The organism is Aquimarina sp. KJ22-3, assembly GCF_055808215.1.
This window is the reverse complement of record NZ_CM147859.1, coordinates 2,130,584-2,153,155: the sequence shown is the minus strand read 5'-3', so window position 1 is coordinate 2,153,155 and position 22,572 is coordinate 2,130,584. Positions and strand designations below refer to the sequence as shown.

The window sequence follows — 22,572 nt, the reverse complement described above, 5'->3', positions numbered from 1 at the left end:
TTGAACTATACTCCTAAAGAAGCTGTAACCGAAAAATCCATATTCGTCGCCGTAGGAAAAGAAGGTGAAATTATGGAACAAGCTGCCGAAAAGCTGTACAAAAAACTAAGTCTTCTAAAGCAGAACAATGCTAAACTTCATTTTAAGTTCTTAGAAGATAAAGATCACGGAGATGCACTTCACGAAGCAGTATATCATGCATTTGAAGCACTATTCAAAACCGAAAAAAAGTAGAAAGGCTGTTGTAATTTCTACATGTCTGGTAAAAGTTCTGGCAAGAACGAATAAGTACTTCTAAATCAAATAAAACATGAAAGACCCTCATTGCATAATCGCGTCTTTCCTTTCACATACTAGCTTTTTTTGTTTTTGAATCTCAACTTCCCGGTTTCGATACCTATTGCGGTTTTTGCCAAAATGGTAAACACAAAAGCCCCTAATGCCCAGATTCCAAGGGTTACCCCTATTTCGATACCTGTAGGCATATATTCTGCTATTTTCCCGTAGGGTCCTGGTATAAAACCTGGTACAATTAACCCAAAACCTTTTTCGATCCAAATTGCAACAAAAAGCATAAAGCAGCATAAATACAACACCCTGAAGTTGTTTCTCAGCTTACTAATCGTTAACAGAATGGTGGCAATCACATTTAATGTTATTGCTGTCCATATCCAGGGAAGCAATGCCGTTTTACCTTCTAGTCCAAAGAACAGGTAGAAAGCACTTTCGCTATGATGAGTTGGGAAGTAAAACTCTTTAAACAACTCAGAGATGAGCATAATCAAATTGATCTGCGCTGCTACAGTGACTATAGTAGCAATTTTCTTGATGGTTTTATCTTCAATACTAAACTCAGTAAACTTACGGATGATGGCCAAAACCAAAATGATCAAGGCAGGTCCTGCCGCAAAAGCCGAAGCCAAAAATCGAGGTCCCAACAAAGCATTGTTCCAAAAAGGGCGAGCTTGTAATCCCTGATATAAAAATGCAGTAACCAAATGAATTCCCACTGCCCAAAAAACGGATAAAATAGCTCCTGGGACATACACTTTGGGGTTGGCATCTTTTCCTTGATAGTGCTTAAAAAGAATATAGAAAGGAATGGTAATATTAATAAACAAATACCCATTAAGTACAATCACATCCCAGGTAAGCATAGAATTCGGAAAATTAAAGACGCCAATGCCCGGGATCATATGCCAAAGCACCGATGGACCTCCCATATCTGCAACAACAAAAGCCAAACACATAATCAATGCTGCTACCGCTAATCCTTCTCCTATAAGTACCGCTTGCTTAAAATCAATATCGTGCAATACATAGGTTGGCATAACCAACATTACCGCAGCAGCAGCTACACCTACCAAAAAGGTGAAATTAGAAATATAAAGTCCCCAACTTACACGATCTGTCATACCGGTAACTATCAGGCCTTCTTCCAATTGTATAGAATAGCAATACATCCCGACAAGCATCACCAACGTCAAAAAGGCCATCCATAACAAATATTTAAATGATCCTTTGGTAGAAACATCCAGACTATCGATAACTAAGCTTCTAAAAACTCTAAGTGTTTTCATTGTTTTGTTTTTGGAACGGTTTTTAACTCATTAATCCATAAAATACCAGAATTTGGGCTCTGTTCCCAGATCTTCCTTCAGTCGGAAGACTTTTTTGTTCTCCAACACCCATCGTATCGTACTATCGGGATCTAACAGGTTTCCAAAAATTCTAGCTCCTGTTGGGCAAGCTTCTACACATGCTGGATCTCTACCGGCTCTGGATCGTTGTACACAAAAAGTACACTTTTCCATTACTCCTTTCTTTCTCACGCGATTCCCTAAATAATGTTGGTTCTTATTGATTTCATTTTCTGGAACTTCTGGAGTACTCCAGTTGAATCTTCGTCCATCATAGGGGCAGGCCGCCATACAATATCTACAACCCACACACCAATCATAATCGATTACAACCAGACCATCATCTTCTCTCCAGGTGGCTTGAACGGGGCACACCTCAACACAAGGTGGGTTATCGCAATGAAAACACTGTGTCCCCATATAAAAATGTCCTTCAGCGGGGACTTCGTGGTAATAATTATCATCTGCTTCATTAAACTGAAAACCTTTTCCTTCTTCAATTTCATGAATACGGATATACTGCATTTGTGAATTTCTATCCTGATTATTTTCCTCTACACATGCATTTACACAATCCATATATCCTTGACATTTGGAAATATTAAAGGCATACCCAAACAACACATCTTCTGAAGCATTTTGAGAAGACATATTGATATTCTTGCCTTTACGGAGTTGATATGATCGAACCAAACGATCTACCGTTGCCTTTTTTTCATCATCGGTCATCAACTTATAATTTCCTTTAAACTGCTCTTCCCAATCTATTTGTGCCTTTTCTTTTGATTCATCACTGGTGGTAAGACTACAGGAAGAACTTACCGCCCCAGCTCCTATCAATAAACTAGCAGTTAGTTTTCGAAAAGCAGTACGCCTATCCATTGTTACATCAAACACTTGATCAAAGCCATCTTTGGTGGTTTGATCCTCCTGAGCATGTGAGTTACACCCTCCAGAAGATTTCCCACAGCCACAAGCCGTTTGCTTAGGTGTTTCTACTCCCAGATCCAGTTTAAACCATTTTTTATCGCTATCCATACAATTGTTTTTGTAAGGTTATTATATGATGCTATTCTCTTTCTTTTACTTTTTGTGTATTAAACCTAGAAGGCCATCTCGACACAATTTTAGGCTGATGCGGATTATGGCAATTCACACAGGTCATCGCCACTCTTGGATTGGCCCAACCCCCAATGTTTTTTCCATGTGCTCCTCCTACCCAATCTTTGAACTGATCACTATGACACTGGGCGCATAACTTATAACTATGATTAAAATCTATTGAAGCAGCTGCCAGGCTTTGCAAATTATTCATGCTATTTCCATTATGACAAGTAGCACAATTCATCACCTCGGGATCTGCATGTACTACTTTGATATCCCAATGTGCTTTCTTTTTTCCTTCTTCCTTTAACTCTTGTAAAGGTTTGGTATGACACTCGTTACAGGGGAATGAGGTAATTTGCCCCTTTCTATCAGGAATCAAAAATGAATGGCTTTCTTGTATAACTTCTACTGTTGTAATATCACCAACATATTTTTCTGATGTAATGGGTACTCCTTTGAAATCTTTACTTTCTGCTTCAATCTTTTCTTTTAAGGAATGGTATCCTTCTTCGTGATGATTACAAGAAGTGCAGAGTACAATAACCAGTAAAGTGAGTGTAAAATGGAATATTGTGTTTTTCATTTCAATTACTTTTGGTTCTGGTAAAAATTTCAGTTTGCACCATCTCACTACTTGCAGGCACATGACATTGTCTACAGTTGATACGTTCTGGATGCGTTACTCTAATTTCTTTGGGTGCCGCTGGACCTGCATGACAAGACAAACAATTTTCTCTCATATCGATAGGGTGAGGCATTATTGGTGGACTACCTGGCAAGGCATTATTGTACCCTACTGTAGCCGCTTTCATTTTATAGAAATTGGTTTCTTTAAAATTGGTATTGGCCAACTGTGCAACATGGCATTGTCTACAGTTGATCATCTCTGGATGTGGAGTTACTGGTGCATAAGCGTTAAACTTTTCTGTAAAACCGCCATTAAGATGGCATTGTAAACAAGCCTTACCTCCCATACCGCGTTCTCCTTTTACCAAAGGATGAGGGATTGAAGGAGGAGCTCCTGGGTAAGCACGATTTGTATAATAGGTGCTTAACGAGCGCTGATGATTAGAATCCACCGGCATCTCGAGATACTTTAGTGCCAACTCAGAACGTTCAAACACCTTTTTTTCTGAAGAAATGGTAGGAATTGCTTGTTCTTTAATAATTGGGGTATACGCTTCCTTAAGTCCTTGCTTATAGCTATACCCCCAGTTGGCGACAAAACCAGCAAACAGAAGTGTGAATATGACGATAATACCTAACCTCTTTTTCATACTACTTATACTTTTTCAACTTTTACCGCACATTTCTTGTAGTCTGGTTCTTTTGAAATTGGACAAAACGAATCCAAGGTAAGTTCATTGATCAATTTACTTTCATCAAAAAAGGGCACAAACACCTGCATCGGTGCCGGAATCCCACGTTGATCTACGGCAGCTGGTAATATGATTTCTCCCCTACGTGTAGTAAGCTTGACTTTATCTCCATTTTTGATTTGCATTCTTTTGGCATCCTCTGGGTGTAATTCTACATAGGCCTTAGGCATGGCTTGATGCAACACAGGTATTCTACGAGTCATAGAGCCTGTATGCCAGTGTTCTACTACCCGACCGGTTCCTAACCAGAATGGATACTCGTCATCAGGCTCTTCTGCGGCGGGTTCGTAGGGACGTTGCCATATTACTGCTTTACCATCTGGTTTTCCATAAAAATGAAAGTCCTTACCATTTGAACATGCTGGATCATATTTTGCATTAAAACGCCATTTGGTAGACTTACCATCTACATAAGGCCATAGCACTCCCGGTTGTGCTTTTAGCACTTCTAATGGCGCCATATTGTGCTTTTTACCTTCATGATGCCTACGGTATTCCTTATATATTTCTTCGATATGAGTTTCTTCTTTGTAGTAAAATTGTTTTTCGAATCCCATACGTTTTGCTACCTCAATCAGCTGCATGGTATCGCTCATGGCTTCACCAGGTGGTTCCAACATTTGCTCAAAATATTGTGTACGTCTTTCAGAGTTACCGTACATTCCTTCTCTTTCTACCCACATCGCCGAAGGTAAAATGACATCTGCCACATCGGTAGTTGGTGTAGGATATACATCGGATACTACGATAAAACGTTCCTCTTTTTCCGCTCCATTTCTATATCTGTTGAGCTTGGGCATGCTAACAAAAGGATTAGTGACCTGTATCCACATAAAACGAATATCCCCGCGATCTAATGCTCTAAACATTTCTACCGTATGATAAGTTGGTTTAGGAGAAATATTCTCTACGGGCACGTCCCATATTTTTGCGGCAAATTCTCGATGTTTTTTATTAGCCACAACACCATGTGGCAATTTATGTGTAAGCGTTCCTACTTCACGCACCGTACCACAGGCACTAGGTTGCCCGGTTAAAGAAAATGGGCTATTACCTGGTTCTGAGATTTTACCAGTTAACAAATGAATATTGTATACCAAATTATTGATCCAGGTTCCTCTGGAATGTTGGTTCATCCCCATACACCAAAAAGACATGACTTTCTTATTGGGATCTCCAAAATAGGATGCTAAATATTTAACATCCCTAACCGAAACCCCGGAAATTTGTGCTGCTTTTTCGGGAGTATAATCGTTCAGAAACGTTTTGTAATCTTCGAAAGTAATTTTCTCTTCCTTATCGCTGAAGGCATAATTATCTTCTAATCCATACCCCATATTTGTCAATCCTTTACTGAAAGTACAGTGCTCTTCAACAAAAGCTTTATTCATCCATCCATTATGTATAATTTCATAACAAATGGCATTTGCCACTGCCAAATCTGTCTGTGGTTGAAACAATATGGATTTGTTGGCAGCCATACTGGTTCTTGTGGTACGGGTGGCAAAATCGATAATCTTTACTCCTCTTTTTAAGCGCTGATCCAACAATCTCGAAAACAACACCGGATGCATTTCTGCCATGTTATTGCCCCACAACACAAACACATCAGCATGATCGATATCTTCATAACAGCCCATCGGTTCGTCTAGTCCAAATGAGGATAAAAAACCGGTTACTGCGGTAGCCATACATAATCTTGCATTAGCCTCTACATTATTGGTGCCTATACATCCTTTGAAAAGCTTGGATGCAGCATAACCATCGGGGATGGTCCATTGTCCTGATCCATAAATAGCCACCGAATCTTTTCCGGTTTTATCAATAGTTTCTTTCATTTTGGAAGCCACCAAATCCAACGCTTCCTTCATAGAAGTTTCTACATAGGTTCCATTCTTTTTCACCAAAGGTTTTGTCAATCTATCCTTGCCATACAACGCCATGATAGAGTGATATCCTTTTACACAACACAGTCCTTTATTCACGGGAGATTTTGGATCTCCTTTTACCGCCACTGCTTTTCCATTTTCGGTACCGATCAATACTCCGCAACCTACACCACAAAATCTACACGGTGCTTTTTTCCAATCCAAATTCGCATCAGACGGGATTCCTTTTTCTTGTTCTTCTGCAAACATAATTCCCGGAAACATTGTAGCCGCAGCTGTCATTGCCGATAACAGTGCCATCTGTTTTACAAACTTCCTTCTGTTGATCTGTTCTAGATGATCCATAATATATTAGTTTGGAGAGTTAAAACCGGATACCATTGCCAATAACTTCAAGCTTGAAATACTTTCAATTTTTGCTTTTAAACGCTCGTCATCCTGCTTGGTGGCTGTATCTGTGATCAGGATAATTACATCTTTATTCTCTGCCGGAAGGATATCACACATTGATAGTTGAGAAAGTGCAACTATGAGCTCCTCCTTTTTTCCTGAGTGTGGATGGGCTAGGTAACTTTTGATTGGCATAATAAAATAGTTTATTAATGAATACTAAAGATGTAGTAATCATAGGCAACAAAAAATGATATTGATCATTGATTATTACATCTTGATGTTCTACTATCAAAACATAATGCTATCTCTTATCAACAAGAGATCATAATAGCGTATCCAAAGACTATTTTATTTCCAATACTTACTTGTCGAAGTCTTACTGTTTTTCCCAACCGCTTCGGTTATATACACTAGTAACAATTTTATCAAAACTTTCTTTGTGTATATCAAACTGCGCTTTGGACAAAATCTCTTGTACGTCTTTGTCCATTATACCAAGTATAATTTTAAATTTGGAGATAATTTGCTGTTCTGTAAGATCAGAATCTTTATCATTCAACCTGGCCATCTTATTACTATGATACCCAATAATCATGTAATAATCATCCTGTAAATCTTCAGTAAGATTCATTTTTTCTACCTGCTCAGCAACAAAGGATTGTAAATTGTCTTTTTCTGATGAAGTGAAGATTTCTACCTTATTATTTTGTCTTTGTTGTTGTTTTTCGTCGTTAGTTTGACCCATTGACAAATAAGAAGAAAAAAGTAAAAGCCCTAAAACAAACTTTTTCATGGAGTGATGGTTTGGTTGTGTGAAAATGCAACTACTTAAATTTACTAATTTTCTCAAAACCAAGTGTTTTCAAAACATAAAATCCTTAAAAAACAGAATCGTTCTAAATAAATTGAACTTCTATTTAAAGTAGTAGTTGTAGTAGTAATTAATATTCGTTATTGTTTAGGAAATTTTACTGTGCCTACTCGTCCTTCCCGAAGAATGGTGACTACAATGGTATCCCCTGTATTAATTTTCTTGACTTTTTCCTTTACCAAATACCCGGAGTTTTCATTCTCAAACTTAATTCCAGCAATATCCAAAATCACATCTCCCCCCAGCATTATTGATTCTCCATCGATAATGGCGGGTATGCGACCTCCCTTCAATCCTAATTTGCCTGCTGTACCTTGAGTAGAGGTATTCAAAATCAATAAGCCTGTTGTTTGTGGTATATTGAGTACTCTGGCCAAAGTTCCTGAAACCAATCTGGCCTCCATCCCTGTCCAGGTATCCGGGTCATCCATTAAGAGTTTGTGTGCTACATTAGAAGAAACAGCAAATCCAATACCGTCAAATCCTCCTGAAACTGTATAAATCCTACTAGCTATGCCTACCACTTCGCCTTTCATATTAAAAACAGGCCCTCCCGAATTACCAGGATTGATCGCAGCATCGGTTTGCAAAAATTCTACTTTCACAAAGTTGTTACTCATATTTTCAGGAATATGTCTACCACTTAAAATTCCTCTGGACAAAGATTGTTTAAAACCATGAGGAGCACCCAAAACGAATATGTCTTCTCCTATTTGCACACTATCAGAGTTTCCGATGGTGGCCACGTTCTTATCTTTTACCTGAAAATCTCCTTTAATTTTTAGTAGCGCAACATCAGCACTAGGGTTGGATGATAAAACCTCGGCCTCATATTTGTCTCCATCTACAAAAGAAACTGTGATCACTTCTGCTGCCTTAATTACATGCTCTGCGGTCCAAATCAAACCTTCTTTTGAGATCAAAAAACCAGAACCTTGTGAAGATTGTGTGGCTAACTTTCGATTAACCCCTTCACCTTGCGAGCCTATACTTACGACATCTATCACCACTACAGAAGAACTAATCTCCTTGTAGAGATCGGCAAGGTTCTGACTATATGTATTTCCTAATGTAAAAAGGAAAATAAGACAAAATAGTATTTGACTGTAAACATTTGAAAAACAATTTCTTTTCATTGGTCTTATCATTACATCTTTAAATTCATAAAACAGTATCTATTCATCCAGCTTTCGGGGAGAATGTCCGATATACTTCCCAACGACAATTGCGGTGACAATCACCAAATAAAACTGTCCGAGAAGCCCAATCAAAACTGAGGCTTTTTGAGCCAAGGAAGTAACAGGTATAATCTCACCATACCCTATAGTCATTAATGTGATATAACTATAATACATCAATCGTTCTGTAAACAATTCTATCTGATCAGTTGTGGCGGCCAATCCTTCAAAAGAGTTGGGATACGCCATTTCGATACCCAAACAAATAAAAAAGCCTATCAGTCCCAAAGATATGTAGCCACTTATCAATCCTATAATTACATTTTTATTGACCAACTTGGCCTCCAGAATCTGCAATATGATTTCAAAAGTTACCATACCATAGAACAAAAAATAGGTAATCATGTTGAGGAATCTCAAAAATACGCTATCCTGATCTTCTAATAAATCCGCACCAAAAACAATCCCAGATACTACCAGTAGTACAATAAATAACCACATTAATTTTCTTCTTCTGGAAATCAGTAAAACCCCTGCAGCCAGATTCACCAGAAATAATATTGGTGAGATGACAATTTCGAAAAAGGCTCCGGGGAATATTAACGACCCAAAAAGAATTGCTATCTGACTGAATAAAAATAATTCAAATCGATATGGATACAAGCTTTCGAGCATAGGTTTAGTCCAATAATTCTTCGTTGAAGGTGTAGTCTTTGTAATCGACTTTGTACAACACACTATAGAACGAAGGAATAAACAATAAAGTGATTACCGTTCCAAAAAGTAATCCTATCATAATGGTTACGGCCATAGGCTCCCACATTTCACCCCCTCCTAGATATAAAGGAATCAAACCTAAAACGGTAGTAAAGGTGGCTAGCAAAATAGGTCGAAAACGTTGAATACATGCACCTATAATGGCATCTTGAGGTATTCGTTTTAATTCATTTTCTTCAATTTCAATTCGATCAATCAGTACAATTGCATTATTAATCACGATTCCCGCAAGAGAGATGACTCCCAAAAACGCCATAAATCCAAACGGAACACCAAACAATAACAATCCTAGCACCATACCGATCACTCCAAGAGGAATGGTGGTAACCACCATGGTCATTTTTCTAAAGGAATTAAACTGAACAATAAGCAACATTACTATGATAAATGCCGAAAGAGGCAGATACTTTGCTACTGCTCCCATATTCTCTGCCGTATTTTCTGCATCTCCTCCCAGTTTATATGTATATCCATCTCCCCATTGGTTTTGCTGTTCCTTCAACCAAGGAGTGATTTCTGAAGTTATCGCAGAAGCATTCCCATCTTCGGTCAATTCACTGGATACATTAACTGTTCTGGTAAGATCCAATCTCTTAATTTTTGAATATTGCCATTGTGGAATAATACTGGCCACTTGTAGTAAAGGAACACTTTTTCCAGAATTTTGGCTATACACATTAAGCGTTTCTAAAGAAGCCAAAGTTTGTTGTTTTCCTTGATTACTAGTCATAATAATTGGAATGGACTTATCCCCTTCTCTGTATTCTCCAGCCTTAAAACCATCCAAAATTGTTTGTAATGATATTGCCACATCCTGATTGGTAATCCCAGCGGTTTGCGCTTTATTTTGATCAATATTAATCACAAATTTCTTTCCTTTTGGTCCCCAGTCATCCTTGATGTTTTTAGTTCCCGAAATACTAAAAAGTCTTGTTTTGATCGATTCAGAAATACTGGACAGTTTATCAGGATCATCTCCAGAAACTTTAATTTCTATCGGGGTTCCACTTCCTCCAGATCCTAATAACCCTACTTTAATATCAGCATTGGGAAAAGTGTCAAAACAATAGGCATCTATTCGCTTCACCATATCATTGTTGACTAAAAAAGTAGAAGTGTTCACCAAAATATGTGCGTAGTTCGAATTTGCTTCATCTGGGCTATATCCCAAATCATAAGAAGATGGACCTTCACCTATATACGACGACCAATCAACAATCCCATCTTTGCGATCTTCATTTACTTTAAGATCCTCTATAATAAATTGTTCTATGGCAGCTACTGTAGCTGTTGTACTTTCAATTTTGGTGCCCTCCGGTAAATTGATATCAATAGTAATCATATTTCGATCACTATCGGGGAAAAACACAAATGCTAATTTTGTAAACCCGTATAAGGACAAGAAGAACAGGACCACAATACTTATTAATACTGTCTTTTTCCAGGTTAATGCTACTAGAATTAAATCCTTGTACTTTGATTTTAACAGATTGATCATTCGATCCAGAAAACTAGTCTTTCCATCTTCTTGCTTTTTAATCTTCAGGAAAAACACACAAAACAAGGTAATAATGGTTAGTGAAATGATCCATGAGGATAACAAAGCTATGGTAATCACCACAAAAAGAGGTCCCATAATATCTCCCATTACGGATTCTGCCAGGAAGAAGGATAAAAACGCCGCAGAAGTGGTCAAAGTAGAAATCAAAAGAGGAGTAAATAATTCTTTACAAGAATCTATGGCAGCTGATTTTACATCGATTCCATTTTCCATTTTTACCATTATGGACTCGGCCACCACAATAGCGTTATCTACCATCATTCCCAATGCCATAATTAAAGCAGCCAGGGTAATTTGATTCAGTCCAACGTCGATAAGTCCCATAACCATCAAAGTGGTTATAGTTACAATAGGAATTAAACTCGCAATCACCAACCCTGTTCTCACCCCCAGAAAAAGAAGCATTACCGCCAATACAATAACGATGGATTGCATCAGGTTCCCCAAAAAATCATTGATTTTAAGATCAATATACTCATCTATAGAAGCTAATCTAGAGACTTCTAATCCTACTGGAAGTTTAGCCTGCCACTTTGCCAGCAGTACATCGATTTCCTCACCCAATTTGATAATATTACTTCCTTCAATCAAAGAAACATGTAGGGAAATAGCATCTTTTCCATTAATTCTCACAATTTGATTGGGAGGATCGATATATCCCTTTTCTATCGTAGTGATATCGCCCAAACTTACTACCTGACCACTTTGACCTATCGGGATGAGCATTTCTTTGATATCTTCAACAGTATCAAAATTACCGGTAGGTTCCAGAATAATTCGTTCTTCTTCAATATTTACTTCTCCTCCAGAATTTAGAATATTTGTAGTGGTGATGATATTTTGTAAGCTACTGGATGTAAGCCCATAAGCCTTTAACTTCGCATTATCAAACTTCACAAAAACCCGCTCTTCTTGTGCACCGTTAATTTCAACTTTTGCGGCATCCTCTAGCTTAATGAGATCATCTCTCAAATCATCTGCCTGGTCTTTCATTTCGGCATAAGAGAAACCATCACTGGTTATCCCCACTGCAATCCCAAAAACTTCACCAATCCCATCATCTTTTAATTGCGGATACACATTATTAGGTAATCCGCTGATATCATTTAACTTTCTTCGTAACCGATCCCAAACGGATTGTAATTTTTGAGGGGTAACTTCCATCTTCAATTCTACCTGTACTACTGATAATCCTGTTCTGGAGGTACTTGTTACTTTTTTAAGTTCGGGTAACTCCTGTGCTACTTTCTCAATCTTATCGGTTACCAGTTCTTCGACCCGTTCGGGACTTGCTCCTGGAAATGAAGAAACCACTGAGGCCACCCTTACTGTATAAGGAGGCATACTGTCTCTTGAAAGAGAGGCGTATAACACCATTCCCATAATGATAACAACCCCCAGAATACTCAAAGAAACTCGATTTTTTTCTATAGAAAACTGTGCTAAATTCATACTAGCGTCTTTTTCGGAATGATTATTTTAGTTTCACTTTTTGTCCATCCAAAAGCGTTTGAAGCCCTGCTGTAGCTATTTTTTGACCTTTGGAGAGACCACTTTTTATTTTGAATCCGCTAGTAGTCAATTCTCCTAACTCTATATGTTGTTTCTTTACAATCCCTGTGCTATCGGTATCAGCTTCGATTAAAAAAACAAATCTACCGGTTCCATCTTCGCCCACTGATTTTACAGGAATTACAAGTGAAGTATCAGTGACACTTTGTTCATCCCCAAAATTAAACGTCACATTGGCCGTCATCCCAGGTTTGATATCCTTGGTTACATTGGTAATATCAATTTTTACGGGATAGGTAGCTGTACCTTCTCCTACTATTGGTGATATTTCGATAACGTTTCCGGTAAACTTTTGATCCAACAATGCCGAAAAAGCAATGTCAGGATTCATTCCTAATTTTACTTTATTGATCACATTTTCAGGTAATCCCACTTCAATATTGGTATGATCTCCAGCATTGAGCACTGCAATTACCTGTCCGGCACTTACGTTCTCATTTAGTTCGCTATTCTTGGCCGCAATAATTCCAGTTTTAGGAGCTCTTATATATCCATAATTGATCTGGGATTGTTGTATACCTTTGTTCCTCTTGGCAGATTCATATTGGTCCAATGCCGTCTGATAAGAGTTCCGCGCATTTTCGTAGTCACTCAATGAGTTGCTTCCCTTTTCATACAAAGACTTTACCCGGTCCAGGCTAGATTTTGCAGTATTCATTGCAGATTTTGCACTATTGAGTGCAGAAACAGATTGCTCATAAGCCAGATTGGCTTGTACATTATCCAACTTGGCAATCAAATCTCCTTTATTCACCTTCTGCCCTACTTTAATATCGAGAGTGGTGATAATACCATTGCTTCTGAAACTCAATTCAATTTCATCTCCTGCTTTTGCGATACCACTAAAGGTTCTTACATTTTGTGCACTAGAATTTCCTACCTCCTGATATTCTACAGGTCGTAAAACTTCTTCCTTTTGTACTTCTTTGTCTTTGCAGGCGCCAAATGTGATACTAATGCATATCCATAGCGAAATGTGTCTTAACAATTTCATAGGTCGTTACTTAGTTTTTATTTAAAATGTATTGTGTTGCTCGTTGAATAAAATCTTGATTATCTGCCTCGGTATTCATCAAAAAGAAATACCCTATCGCTCGTTCTAACTGCATCGAAGTCAATAAATAATCATAGTTTGCTGTTGCCCTTGCCAATTGGGATTGCAGATAGTTCGTTTGTGCATCAATTAACTGAATAAGTGGAACTGCTCCCTGTGCGTAGGCATTCTGCGTAAGATCTAAACTTTCTCTAGCTGCTTCTTCTGATATTTTGGAAATCTCGATATTGGCAATTTGATTGATCATATCTAATAGAATATCGTTGACATTTCTTTCAATATTCAACTCTATGTTTTCTTTCTGTACAGAAAGTTGATCTTCCTGGATTTTTGCCGTCCGTTTATTGATATTTCTCTGATTTTGCTGAAAAATAGGTAACGAAAGGTTCACCCCTACATTGTAGCTTCCATCAGGGATATCAGGAAAACCAACGGGAACTGTAGATCCTTCCCCAGATCGAGAAAAGGTAAGATTATATTGCCCTTGCAAAGCAACGGTAGGTACAAATCGCCCTAAATCATTCAATCTATAATTACGTTGTGTTGCTTCTAGGTTAAAGCCTATATTTTTTAGTTCTGGGGCATTTTTTTTGGCTTCTTCTACCAAAAATTCTATTAATGCTGGTCGTAATTTCGGGTCATCCAAAATCTCCAAAAAATCCTGATACTGATAGTTTTCAAAAACACCTTCAGAAATTTTGGCATCTTCGATATCGATTTCGGTGGTGATCGGATTATTCATTAACTGATTAATCGTATTTAGCGCTTGTCTTTTCTGGTTTTCTGCATTAATTAAACTCTGTGTATTTTGAGCGAGCTGACTTCTGAAACGCAATACATCAGACTTACCTGATTGCCCGGCAGCAAAATTTTGATCTGCCAAATCCAAATTCTTTTTGGTTACCTGAAGGTTTTGATTCTGAATTTCAACATTAGTTTTCAAAATTAAGGCGTTAAAATAAGCTGTTGTTGCATCCAACAAAGCATCCAGTTCTGCCGCATTATAGGTTTCTTGCTGTGCCTTCTGCAAATTCTCATTGATTGTGATATTAGCCCCAGCACTTTCTGAATAAATCACCTGCTCCAAAATAATGCTTCCTGAGGTAGATAATTCGGGATTTGCTCCATTAGAGACTTCGGCTGTATCAGGATCCAAGTACGCCCCATTGGCACTCGCGGTGACATTGGGTAAATAATTACTTTTTGCAGTTTTTACGTCCTGACTGCTTAGGTCTATGTTTTTTCGTTCGGCATTAAGGGAAAGATTCTTTTCTACAACACCCTTCATGATATCCAAAATTGAATACGAAGTTCCTACCAGAACATCATTATCTCCAACAAAATCTGCATTTGCCAGCATGCTATAACGCAAAGGGAACCCTATTTGTCTAGCTGTACCAGAATTAATGGATAGTTCCTTTTTGTAATCTAAATACATGGGTAGTTCTGAAGGGTTGGTACCATTAATAATAGCTTCTACATTTAATGCTATACGTCTAAAAAATTGATCAATATTGGTCGATGGTTGATTGGCTGCCAAAATCCCTCTTTCTACATCTTCTCGACTAAAAGCAGAAAATGAAGGAAGTTTTTTGGAATTGATATCATTGATCAACTCCTCAAAATTTTGATCACTTAAATAAAACCCACCAGCCAAATACACGGCGTCAATATCATTTAAATCATCGGTTACCTTTCCTTCTTTGGGCAACGCGATGAGCTTATACGTAGCCTCATTTTTTGCAAAATATCCATCAAATAATGCTTTAACAGGCAAAACGCCTGGAACGAAATCATCTATGATGATTCCTACCTTTTTATAGTTATATAGCGTTTTGAAGGTATCAAGATCTGCTGTATACGAAAAAGGAGCAATGAGATACGTAATATTATTGATGCCGGATGTTTTTTGATTTTCAGGAAATTCGTAAAAATCACTATTGGCGCTACCAAATAAAATGACAGGTTTTGGATACTGTTCTTCTTTATCAATAATTAAATTATTGATGACTCCAAATGCCAAAATAATATCACTGTCAGAATTCAGTAGTTGTTGATAATTAGCCTTTGCTTTTTCGATGGTAAAGTCGTTATCCTGTACTTCCTTAAAGACTACAGTAGCATTTTGACCTACTACAGCCTTGACTTCGTTTTTTAATTTCTCCAATAGTGGTCTGGTCTCCGGAGTGGATTTATCTGCCAAGACACCAATATTCACAGTTTTGGTGGTTTGTGAATATCCCAATAAACAAACTAAGGATAATACGAGTAATCCTATTTTTTTCATATTTCAAAGATGATTGTGTGTACTATTTCTTCGCTAAATTATAGCTGATTTAATCTTTTGCTCACCGACCAATACAAACGTTCGTAGAATTTGGAAAACTCTTCATACCGCATTTCTGGTAAAATGGATTTAAGCTCTTGATCTTGTTTCTCAACCAACGTCTTAAAATGATCTAAGCGTTCTATTTTTGTAAGATCTGAGTCTTCACCAAGTTGCTTCATCTTCAAACTATAATATGAGGTGATGATACCAAATCGTCGCACAGTCTCCTCATCCATATTCGCATCATTTCTTATTTGATCGAACCAGTTTTGGATATACTGAATCTCTTCTTCTTGAAAAATTGCTGTAGTAGGTTTGGGAGCTGCCTTATTTTCTTTTGACTGACCACGAGCACTGAAGGACAACAATAACGTTAAGGAAATAAAAATACATTTCTTCAAGTACATGTTGGTCGGTTTTGTATCTGTATACAAGTTACTAATTTTTGAGAGTTAGTCATGTTTTTTCAAAAAAATTAGACGTAAAGAAAAATAAGACACTATTATTCAGCTTCTTAAATATCAAAAAAACTTCTACGAAAATCGGGAACTATAGTTGATACTCAAATATAACTAATTTGAGAGGATGCTATTTACAAATAAAAAAGCCTTGTTAGATACAAGGCTTTTGAGAATGAGTATTTCTGATTACGAAATTTCTTTTTTCTTTTTATAATGCACATTGTGTCTCCAATAAGACACAGCTCCTAAAATCAGGATAAAGACTATAGAATAATATACCGAGCTAGGAGTAATCACTTTATCCCCACTAGCATAAGAGTGTAATCCTTTCAAATAGAAATTCACTCCAAAATAGGTCATCAATACACTGTAAATAGCAATTACAGACAGTAAATTAAATGTCCATCTTCCTCTTAACCCTGGTACCAAACGCATATGGATTACAAAGGCATATACCATAATGCTGATCAATGCCCAGGTCTCTTTAGGGTCCCAACCCCAGTATCTACCCCAACTCTCATTGGCCCACATACCTCCTAAGAAATTACCGATCGTCAACATCACCAAACCGATAGTAAGCGCCATCTCATTGATAATTGTAATTTCTTTGATGTTGAGTTCCATTCTTTTCTTGTTGGACTCTGTGGTAAGAATCGTAAGTAACAATGCTAATATTCCTAAAATTGCCCCAACAAAGAAAGGTCCGTAACTACCCACAATAATAGAAACGTGAATAAGTACCCAGTAGGAATCCAATACCGGTTGCAAATTAGCAATGGCCGGGTCGGTCCAGTTTTGGTGAGCGAAAAACAATATTATTGCTGCCACAAAAGTAGTAGCTGCTATGGTTAAATTACTTCTTTTACCGAAAGCTAAACCAATAGCCAGCGTCATCCAAGCCACATATATCATAGATTCGTAGGCATCACTCCAGGGAGCATGGCCAGAAACATACCAACGTATAATCAATCCTGCGGTATGCAAAATAAACAATAAGATTACGATCCCGATGGTACCCGAAATAAGTCCTCTAATAACTTTAGAATCTTTAAAAATCCTGAAAATCACAAATATCATCAAGAACAGTCCTATCATCATATAGTAACGATATAGAGTTCTGAAGATGTCGTACTTATTTAAAGCGATCTCTGCCTTGATTTTCTTATCTGAAGGTAATACCTCACTTCCAAACTTTTTCTGGTAACTCTTAATACTCTCTACATATTGATCTGATTTACTGTAGTCTCCTGTAGCACGAGCTTCTTGCAAAGATTGTCTGTAAATCGGAATGATTTGACGGGTATATACCGAATCCATTCCAGAGAACTTATATTCGTTCAGTTCTGGCATCGAAACCCATTTGTTTCCTTCATCGCCTTGTACAGGGAAAATCCTAAGAATACCACCACCTAATGCTTGATTTAGCAAATAGAATTTCTCATGCGTTTTTAAGAAATCTTTCTCAAAACTACTTGGAGTATTAGTTTTACTAGCCTCTTCCAAATATGGATCCAACTTATAGGAGCCATCTGGTTCAAACAGATCGATAAGTGATACTCTTCGTTCAGTTTTTGGCACTCCTAAAATTCTCCGGAGGCTATCATTTTCTCGTTGTATTTCTATGATCGGAACACTATACCACACAAATGGATTCTCTACCATAGAAACAAAAACCTGATCCGCATTTAATCCTTCGTAGGTATCTTTCTTGCTTATTTTTCGTAATAATTCTGAAGAAAAGGTATTTACCGGTTTCATTCTTCCTCTTTCGTCCTGAATTACGATACTTCCAAACTTGGCTGCATGTTCTTTGGTTACTGCGTTGGTTTTGATCACAGAATCCAATTCTGCTTTTGTAGGGAAGGTTTGTACATGATCAGAATGTCCTGGTACTTCTTGCGAAAAAGAGGATATTGATATCCCTAATAAGAAAACAGTAACTAGATCCTTTTTCTTCGATTTCACCTTGCTTAGCATCGCTTCCAAGTCTTTAAAACGTGATCCTCTGGTAAACAGAATAAGCATTAATCCAAGATATAATAACATATAACCTGCATAGGTAATCCCTGTTCCCCAGCGATCATGATTTACAGATAGCACAGTTCCTTTTTCATCTGGGTCAAAAGAAGCTTGAAAAAATCGGTAGCCTCTATGATCCAGAATATGGTTCATATAAATATCGTATGGTCTAGAGTTATTATTCTCTACAATATCCACTTTACTCATATAGGATTTGTATACGTTCTCTGTACCTGGGTATTTTTCAGCAATAAAATCGTTCAATTTTAACGAAAACGGAAGTTCCATTTGCTTGGATCCATATTGGAAATACATCTCTAGTCCTCCCAGAGATACTTGTGTCATATCATTAAGATATCCTTTACCTCCTAGCAGTTTTACTTCTTTTGTTTCACCGTTTGAAGTTACATCAAAAATTAAAGCATCTTGTTGACCTTTGTCTTTAATCTCGATTGGTGTTACATCATAATTTCCTTTGATTACAGGATCTGGAATCACAAATTGCATCCCAGCCGTTTGATACAGAGATCTTAATTGTAGAGGCTGCAAACTATCTTTAAATACCAATCCCTGATGTTGATCCGCCATACGTAAATATGAACCATCAAAAGGAGAGTCTATAAAATACTCATCATTTTTGTAAGTAATATTGATAGCGCCTTTGGTAGGTGCATTAAAAGCCATCAATATATTGTGGATATTGGCTACTTCTCCTTCTTTTAGGAAATGATCATGTCGATTCCCTCCACTTGACTCTACAATTTTCAAATAGTTTTCACCATTTTCTGAAGGAACTAAGCCCATTTCAGCTCCCATAATATAGTCTTTGTAGACAATAGTAACAGGTTGTTTGTTATAATCGGTCTGAATGGTAAAATCATTACCAGTAGCTTCAGCAAGTTCTAGCGGTTCGTAAACAATACGACGGAGTGGCTCTCCATCAATTTCACCATCCATAAAAATGGTTAAGTATGTTTTTTCAGAAAGGAACTTTGATGTAGTTTCTCCTTCTCTTATCGGCATTACTCCTTCATAACTAACATATCTAGTAACAAATGCCCCAACGATAATCAAGATAAAAGATAAATGCAATAACAGCGTAGCCCATTTTTCTTTTTTGTACAAACGATAGCGTACTATATTTCCGCAAAAGTTGATTGCAAAAAAGACCATTATGGCTTCAAACCACCAGGTATTATATATCCAAATTCGTGCTGCTGTAGTACCATGGGCATCTTCCAAAAAAGTGCCTATTCCCATAGCAACCGCAAATACAATAAACAATATGGCCATTAATCGTGTGGAGAATAAAATACTTGCAAGTTTTTTCTGCATCGTTACTTTCATTTTTAGCTCGGCAAATTTAAGGTTTTTGTAAGGATAAAATATGATTATTAGCTTTTACTTTAAAGGTTTTAACAGAAGTATGCATCTTGTTGAATTTTTTGATCGAACTTCCTTATTTTTACCGCATGATAGAAGTATGTCTTTTGGGCGCCGGAAACGTAGCAACACACCTATACCAAGCATTGAATGGGACGGAAGATGTGAATATTATTCAGTGTTATAATCGCAAGGGAGTACTGCTTCATCCGGATCAAGAGCCTACTAAAGTGACAACCGATATAGCTGCCCTAAAAGATGCAGATGTATACATTGTTGCTGTTAGTGATGACGCTATCGCCCAAATTTCGGATCAATTACCTTTCCAAAATCGTTTGGTAGTGCATACCTCTGGAAGCGTGCCTATGAGTGCTATTGCTGGTAATAACCGCAAAGGAGTATTTTATCCTTTGCAAACTTTCAGTAAAGATAAATCGGTAGATTTCAGTATGATTCCTATCTGTATGGAAGCCGAGGAAACCCAAGATTTAAATACATTAAAAAAATTAGCTTCGCCCTTATCTGACAAAGTATATGAAATAACATCCGCTCAACGTAATGTGTTGCATGTATCGGCTGTTTTTGTAAATAACTTTACCAATCATTTGTATACTATTGGCACCGATATCTGTGAGGCTTATGATGTTCCTTTTGAGATTTTGCATCCGCTGATCCAGGAAACCGCAAAAAAGATCTTGGAAATCCCTGCAATAGAAGCGCAAACAGGACCCGCAATACGTAATGATCAACAAACAATAGCGCGGCATTTAAAAATAATGAATACCGACTCGCAAAAAGAAATATATACTATCCTTACCAAAGCTATACAATCAAAACATGGAAAAAAGCTATAAAGAATACTTACACCACATCACCACATTTATCTTTGATGTAGATGGTGTATTGACCGATGGAACCGTAATTATTAATACCGATGGAGAACTTCTAAGAACAATGAACATCAAAGATGGATATGCTCTTAAAACTGCTGTTCAGCAAGGGTTTAACGTTTGCATCATTTCTGGTGGTAAAAATGAAGGGGTCCGTAAACGTTTAAAAGGTTTGGGTATTACTGATATTTATTTGGGAGCTCATCATAAAGTAGATCAACTAGATGAATATATGGACATCTACGATATTAAACCCGAAAACGTACTCTATATGGGTGACGATATCCCCGATTTACCCGTAATGCAATTGGTTGGATTACCCACCTGTCCTCAAGATGCCGTGGCAGAAATTAAAGAAGTGTCAAAGTACGTTTCTTTCAAAAAAGGAGGAAAAGGATGCGTAAGAGATGTCATTGAACAGGTTTTAAAAGTTCAGGGAAAATGGATTTCGGATTTTGACGCCGAAGCATAGACACAAATGATAGGATCATTTTAAGTTCAACCATAAGAAAAGTCTAACTTATGAAACTTGTTTTTGCTACGCATAATCAAAACAAACTAAAAGAAGTGCAAAAACTTTTGCCTACGTCTATTCAGCTATTAAGCCTTACTGATATTGGATGTACAGAAGATATTCCTGAAACTTCATCAACTATTGAAGGAAATGCTATTCTTAAAGCAAAGCATGTCAAACAAAATTATGGCTATGATTGTTTTGCAGATGATACAGGACTTGAAGTAGATTCCCTAAATGGTGCCCCAGGAGTATATTCTGCTCGATATGCTGGTGACCAGAAAAACGATCATGCCAATATGGATAAGCTGCTAGATGCGTTAAACGGCAATTCAAATAGAAAGGCGCATTTTAAAACGGTTATCGCATTAGAATTAGAAGATACGCTTCATACCTTTACAGGGATTTGTGAAGGAAATATTACCACTGATAAAAAAGGAAATGAAGGCTTTGGTTATGATCCTATTTTTTTACCTTATGGATATGAACATACTTTTGCGCAATTATCGCTAGAAGAAAAAAACAAGATCAGTCATCGAGGAAAAGCGGTACAGCAATTGGTTGATTTTTTAAACGGTTAATTCACTCCAGGAAAAGCAAGCATCTCCCCCATACCTACGGTAAACAACCAGTTACCATAAATTGCATGTTCTACGGAGACCAAAGTCGTTGATTTTGTTTTCTGATAGGTATACGCAAAAAGTAATCCTCCCAAAAAAGTAAGCAACTGCACTAAAAAGCTTTTTAAAAAGATATGAGCCAAAGAGAACAAAATAGCATTGATAAAGATGAATAACCATTTGTTATTAATCAGAGATTCATATCGATCGTAGAAAAATGTTCTATAGATGATTTCCTGAGGCCAAACGGATAAAAATGTATAGATAAACAAGATCATTACCCACAACTCTGGTCTTTTAAGCATTACAAAAAATAATTTATCTGGCGCCACAAACAGCACGTACGGAACAGTTACGGTAATAATAATCCCAAGTTTCAGCAAAATTTCTCTCAAAAAGGATTTCCAATAGGCCTTGGGAGGAAATTTTAATTTTAAAAGACCTCCTCTTCGTAGCAATATCAGTATGTATATAAAGCATATAAGGGTAAGTCCAGCTTTTATATAAGCTGGATACGGAAATAAAAAACTAATGGGTAATAGTACAAAAAGAAATAGTAATTCAAAACCTTTATAAGCGGAATTATACATAGCAGAGTTTTTTACGAATTTCATTATAAAAAATGAAAGAACACAACATCTGGTTAATTTTGATAAAATTTTAAACAAATGTCCTTTCTCAACCTAAGGAAATACATAGCATATAAAAAGCCTCTATGGTGTAGAGGCCTTTTATTAGGGGTAATTAATTTTGGCTTAAGCCAAGTTGAGTTCAGTGGGGCTAATCAATATTTTAAAAATTTATGTCGGTTGTAATCCTTGTTGTATATGTGGTAATCCGTAATACATCTTACAAACAAAATTACATTATTATCAATATTGATCGTCAAAGTACGAATTTAATCGATAAAAAGCAAAAATAGTGTTAAAAATGTT

The 22,572-nt window shown here is 37.1% G+C and carries 19 protein-coding genes; 4 read left to right on the top strand and 15 right to left on the bottom strand.

The window, feature by feature from the left end; genetic code table 11:
* Window positions 1–234: a hypothetical protein gene (locus AC0L3Q_RS09660; protein ID WP_473286382.1), complete on the top strand. Its 234-nt coding sequence runs from the start codon at window positions 1–3 to the stop codon at window positions 232–234.
* Window positions 235–353: 119 nt separating this feature from the next.
* Here AC0L3Q_RS09660 and dsrP read toward each other — a convergent pair whose 3' ends face one another.
* The 14 genes from dsrP to AC0L3Q_RS09590 all read right to left on the bottom strand — a co-directional run bounded on the left by dsrP (window position 354) and on the right by AC0L3Q_RS09590 (window position 19,565).
* Window positions 354–1,580 (bottom strand): sulfate reduction electron transfer complex DsrMKJOP subunit DsrP, encoded by a 1,227-nt coding sequence (gene dsrP, locus AC0L3Q_RS09655; protein ID WP_473286381.1) that lies wholly within the window; start codon window positions 1,578–1,580, stop codon window positions 354–356.
* A 30-nt stretch (window positions 1,581–1,610) separates the two neighbouring features.
* Entirely contained in the window at window positions 1,611–2,678 is a 1,068-nt protein-coding gene (locus tag AC0L3Q_RS09650) for a 4Fe-4S dicluster domain-containing protein (protein ID WP_473286380.1), read from the bottom strand.
* Window positions 2,679–2,709: 31 nt separating this feature from the next.
* Window positions 2,710–3,330 (bottom strand): cytochrome c3 family protein, encoded by a 621-nt coding sequence (locus AC0L3Q_RS09645; RefSeq protein WP_473286379.1) that lies wholly within the window; start codon window positions 3,328–3,330, stop codon window positions 2,710–2,712.
* 1 nt (window position 3,331) lies between these two features.
* Window positions 3,332–4,024 (bottom strand): cytochrome C, encoded by a 693-nt coding sequence (locus AC0L3Q_RS09640; RefSeq protein ID WP_473286378.1) that lies wholly within the window; start codon window positions 4,022–4,024, stop codon window positions 3,332–3,334.
* Window positions 4,025–4,029: 5 nt separating this feature from the next.
* Entirely contained in the window at window positions 4,030–6,360 is a 2,331-nt protein-coding gene (locus AC0L3Q_RS09635) for a molybdopterin-dependent oxidoreductase (protein WP_473286377.1), read from the bottom strand.
* Window positions 6,361–6,366: 6 nt separating this feature from the next.
* Window positions 6,367–6,600: a hypothetical protein gene (locus AC0L3Q_RS09630; protein ID WP_473286376.1), complete on the bottom strand. Its 234-nt coding sequence runs from the start codon at window positions 6,598–6,600 to the stop codon at window positions 6,367–6,369.
* A gap of 184 nt (window positions 6,601–6,784) precedes the next feature.
* Window positions 6,785–7,201: a hypothetical protein gene (locus AC0L3Q_RS09625; RefSeq protein WP_473286375.1), complete on the bottom strand. Its 417-nt coding sequence runs from the start codon at window positions 7,199–7,201 to the stop codon at window positions 6,785–6,787.
* Between the two features lie 158 nt (window positions 7,202–7,359).
* A complete protein-coding gene (locus tag AC0L3Q_RS09620; protein WP_473286374.1) occupies window positions 7,360–8,415 on the bottom strand; it encodes a S1C family serine protease in 1,056 nt (351 codons plus the stop codon).
* A 39-nt stretch (window positions 8,416–8,454) separates the two neighbouring features.
* Window positions 8,455–9,132: an ion channel gene (locus AC0L3Q_RS09615; RefSeq protein ID WP_473286373.1), complete on the bottom strand. Its 678-nt coding sequence runs from the start codon at window positions 9,130–9,132 to the stop codon at window positions 8,455–8,457.
* 4 nt (window positions 9,133–9,136) lie between these two features.
* On the bottom strand, window positions 9,137–12,247 hold the full coding sequence (locus tag AC0L3Q_RS09610) for an efflux RND transporter permease subunit (RefSeq protein ID WP_473286372.1): 3,111 nt from the start codon (window positions 12,245–12,247) through the stop codon (window positions 9,137–9,139).
* A 22-nt stretch (window positions 12,248–12,269) separates the two neighbouring features.
* A complete protein-coding gene (locus tag AC0L3Q_RS09605; protein ID WP_473286371.1) occupies window positions 12,270–13,361 on the bottom strand; it encodes an efflux RND transporter periplasmic adaptor subunit in 1,092 nt (363 codons plus the stop codon).
* 10 nt (window positions 13,362–13,371) lie between these two features.
* A complete protein-coding gene (locus tag AC0L3Q_RS09600; RefSeq protein WP_473286370.1) occupies window positions 13,372–15,708 on the bottom strand; it encodes a TolC family protein in 2,337 nt (778 codons plus the stop codon).
* 38 nt (window positions 15,709–15,746) lie between these two features.
* Complete coding sequence (locus AC0L3Q_RS09595) at window positions 15,747–16,157, bottom strand: hypothetical protein (RefSeq protein ID WP_473286369.1); 411 nt, start codon at window positions 16,155–16,157, stop codon at window positions 15,747–15,749.
* A 240-nt stretch (window positions 16,158–16,397) separates the two neighbouring features.
* Window positions 16,398–19,565 (bottom strand): cytochrome c biogenesis protein, encoded by a 3,168-nt coding sequence (locus AC0L3Q_RS09590; RefSeq protein ID WP_473286368.1) that lies wholly within the window; start codon window positions 19,563–19,565, stop codon window positions 16,398–16,400.
* Window positions 19,566–19,702: 137 nt separating this feature from the next.
* Here AC0L3Q_RS09590 and AC0L3Q_RS09585 point away from each other — a divergent pair, with 137 nt between their 5' ends.
* Genes AC0L3Q_RS09585 through AC0L3Q_RS09575 form a run of 3 tightly spaced genes read left to right on the top strand, consistent with a single transcriptional unit; the run spans window position 19,703 to window position 21,598 of the window.
* Window positions 19,703–20,467 carry a Rossmann-like and DUF2520 domain-containing protein gene (locus tag AC0L3Q_RS09585; RefSeq protein ID WP_473286367.1) on the top strand — a complete coding sequence of 255 codons (765 nt, stop codon included), beginning with the start codon at window positions 19,703–19,705 and terminating at the stop codon, window positions 20,465–20,467.
* Window positions 20,451–20,975, top strand: coding sequence for a KdsC family phosphatase (locus AC0L3Q_RS09580; RefSeq protein WP_473286366.1), 525 nt, complete (start codon window positions 20,451–20,453; stop codon window positions 20,973–20,975). The genes AC0L3Q_RS09585 and AC0L3Q_RS09580 overlap by 17 nt, the downstream gene beginning before the upstream one ends.
* A gap of 50 nt (window positions 20,976–21,025) precedes the next feature.
* A complete protein-coding gene (locus AC0L3Q_RS09575) occupies window positions 21,026–21,598 on the top strand; it encodes a non-canonical purine NTP diphosphatase (RefSeq protein ID WP_473286365.1) in 573 nt (190 codons plus the stop codon).
* Here the strand turns inward: AC0L3Q_RS09575 and AC0L3Q_RS09570 are convergent.
* On the bottom strand, window positions 21,595–22,227 hold the full coding sequence (locus tag AC0L3Q_RS09570) for a CPBP family glutamic-type intramembrane protease (RefSeq protein ID WP_473286364.1): 633 nt from the start codon (window positions 22,225–22,227) through the stop codon (window positions 21,595–21,597). The genes AC0L3Q_RS09575 and AC0L3Q_RS09570 overlap by 4 nt on opposite strands.
* Window positions 22,228–22,572: the final 345 nt, after the last annotated feature.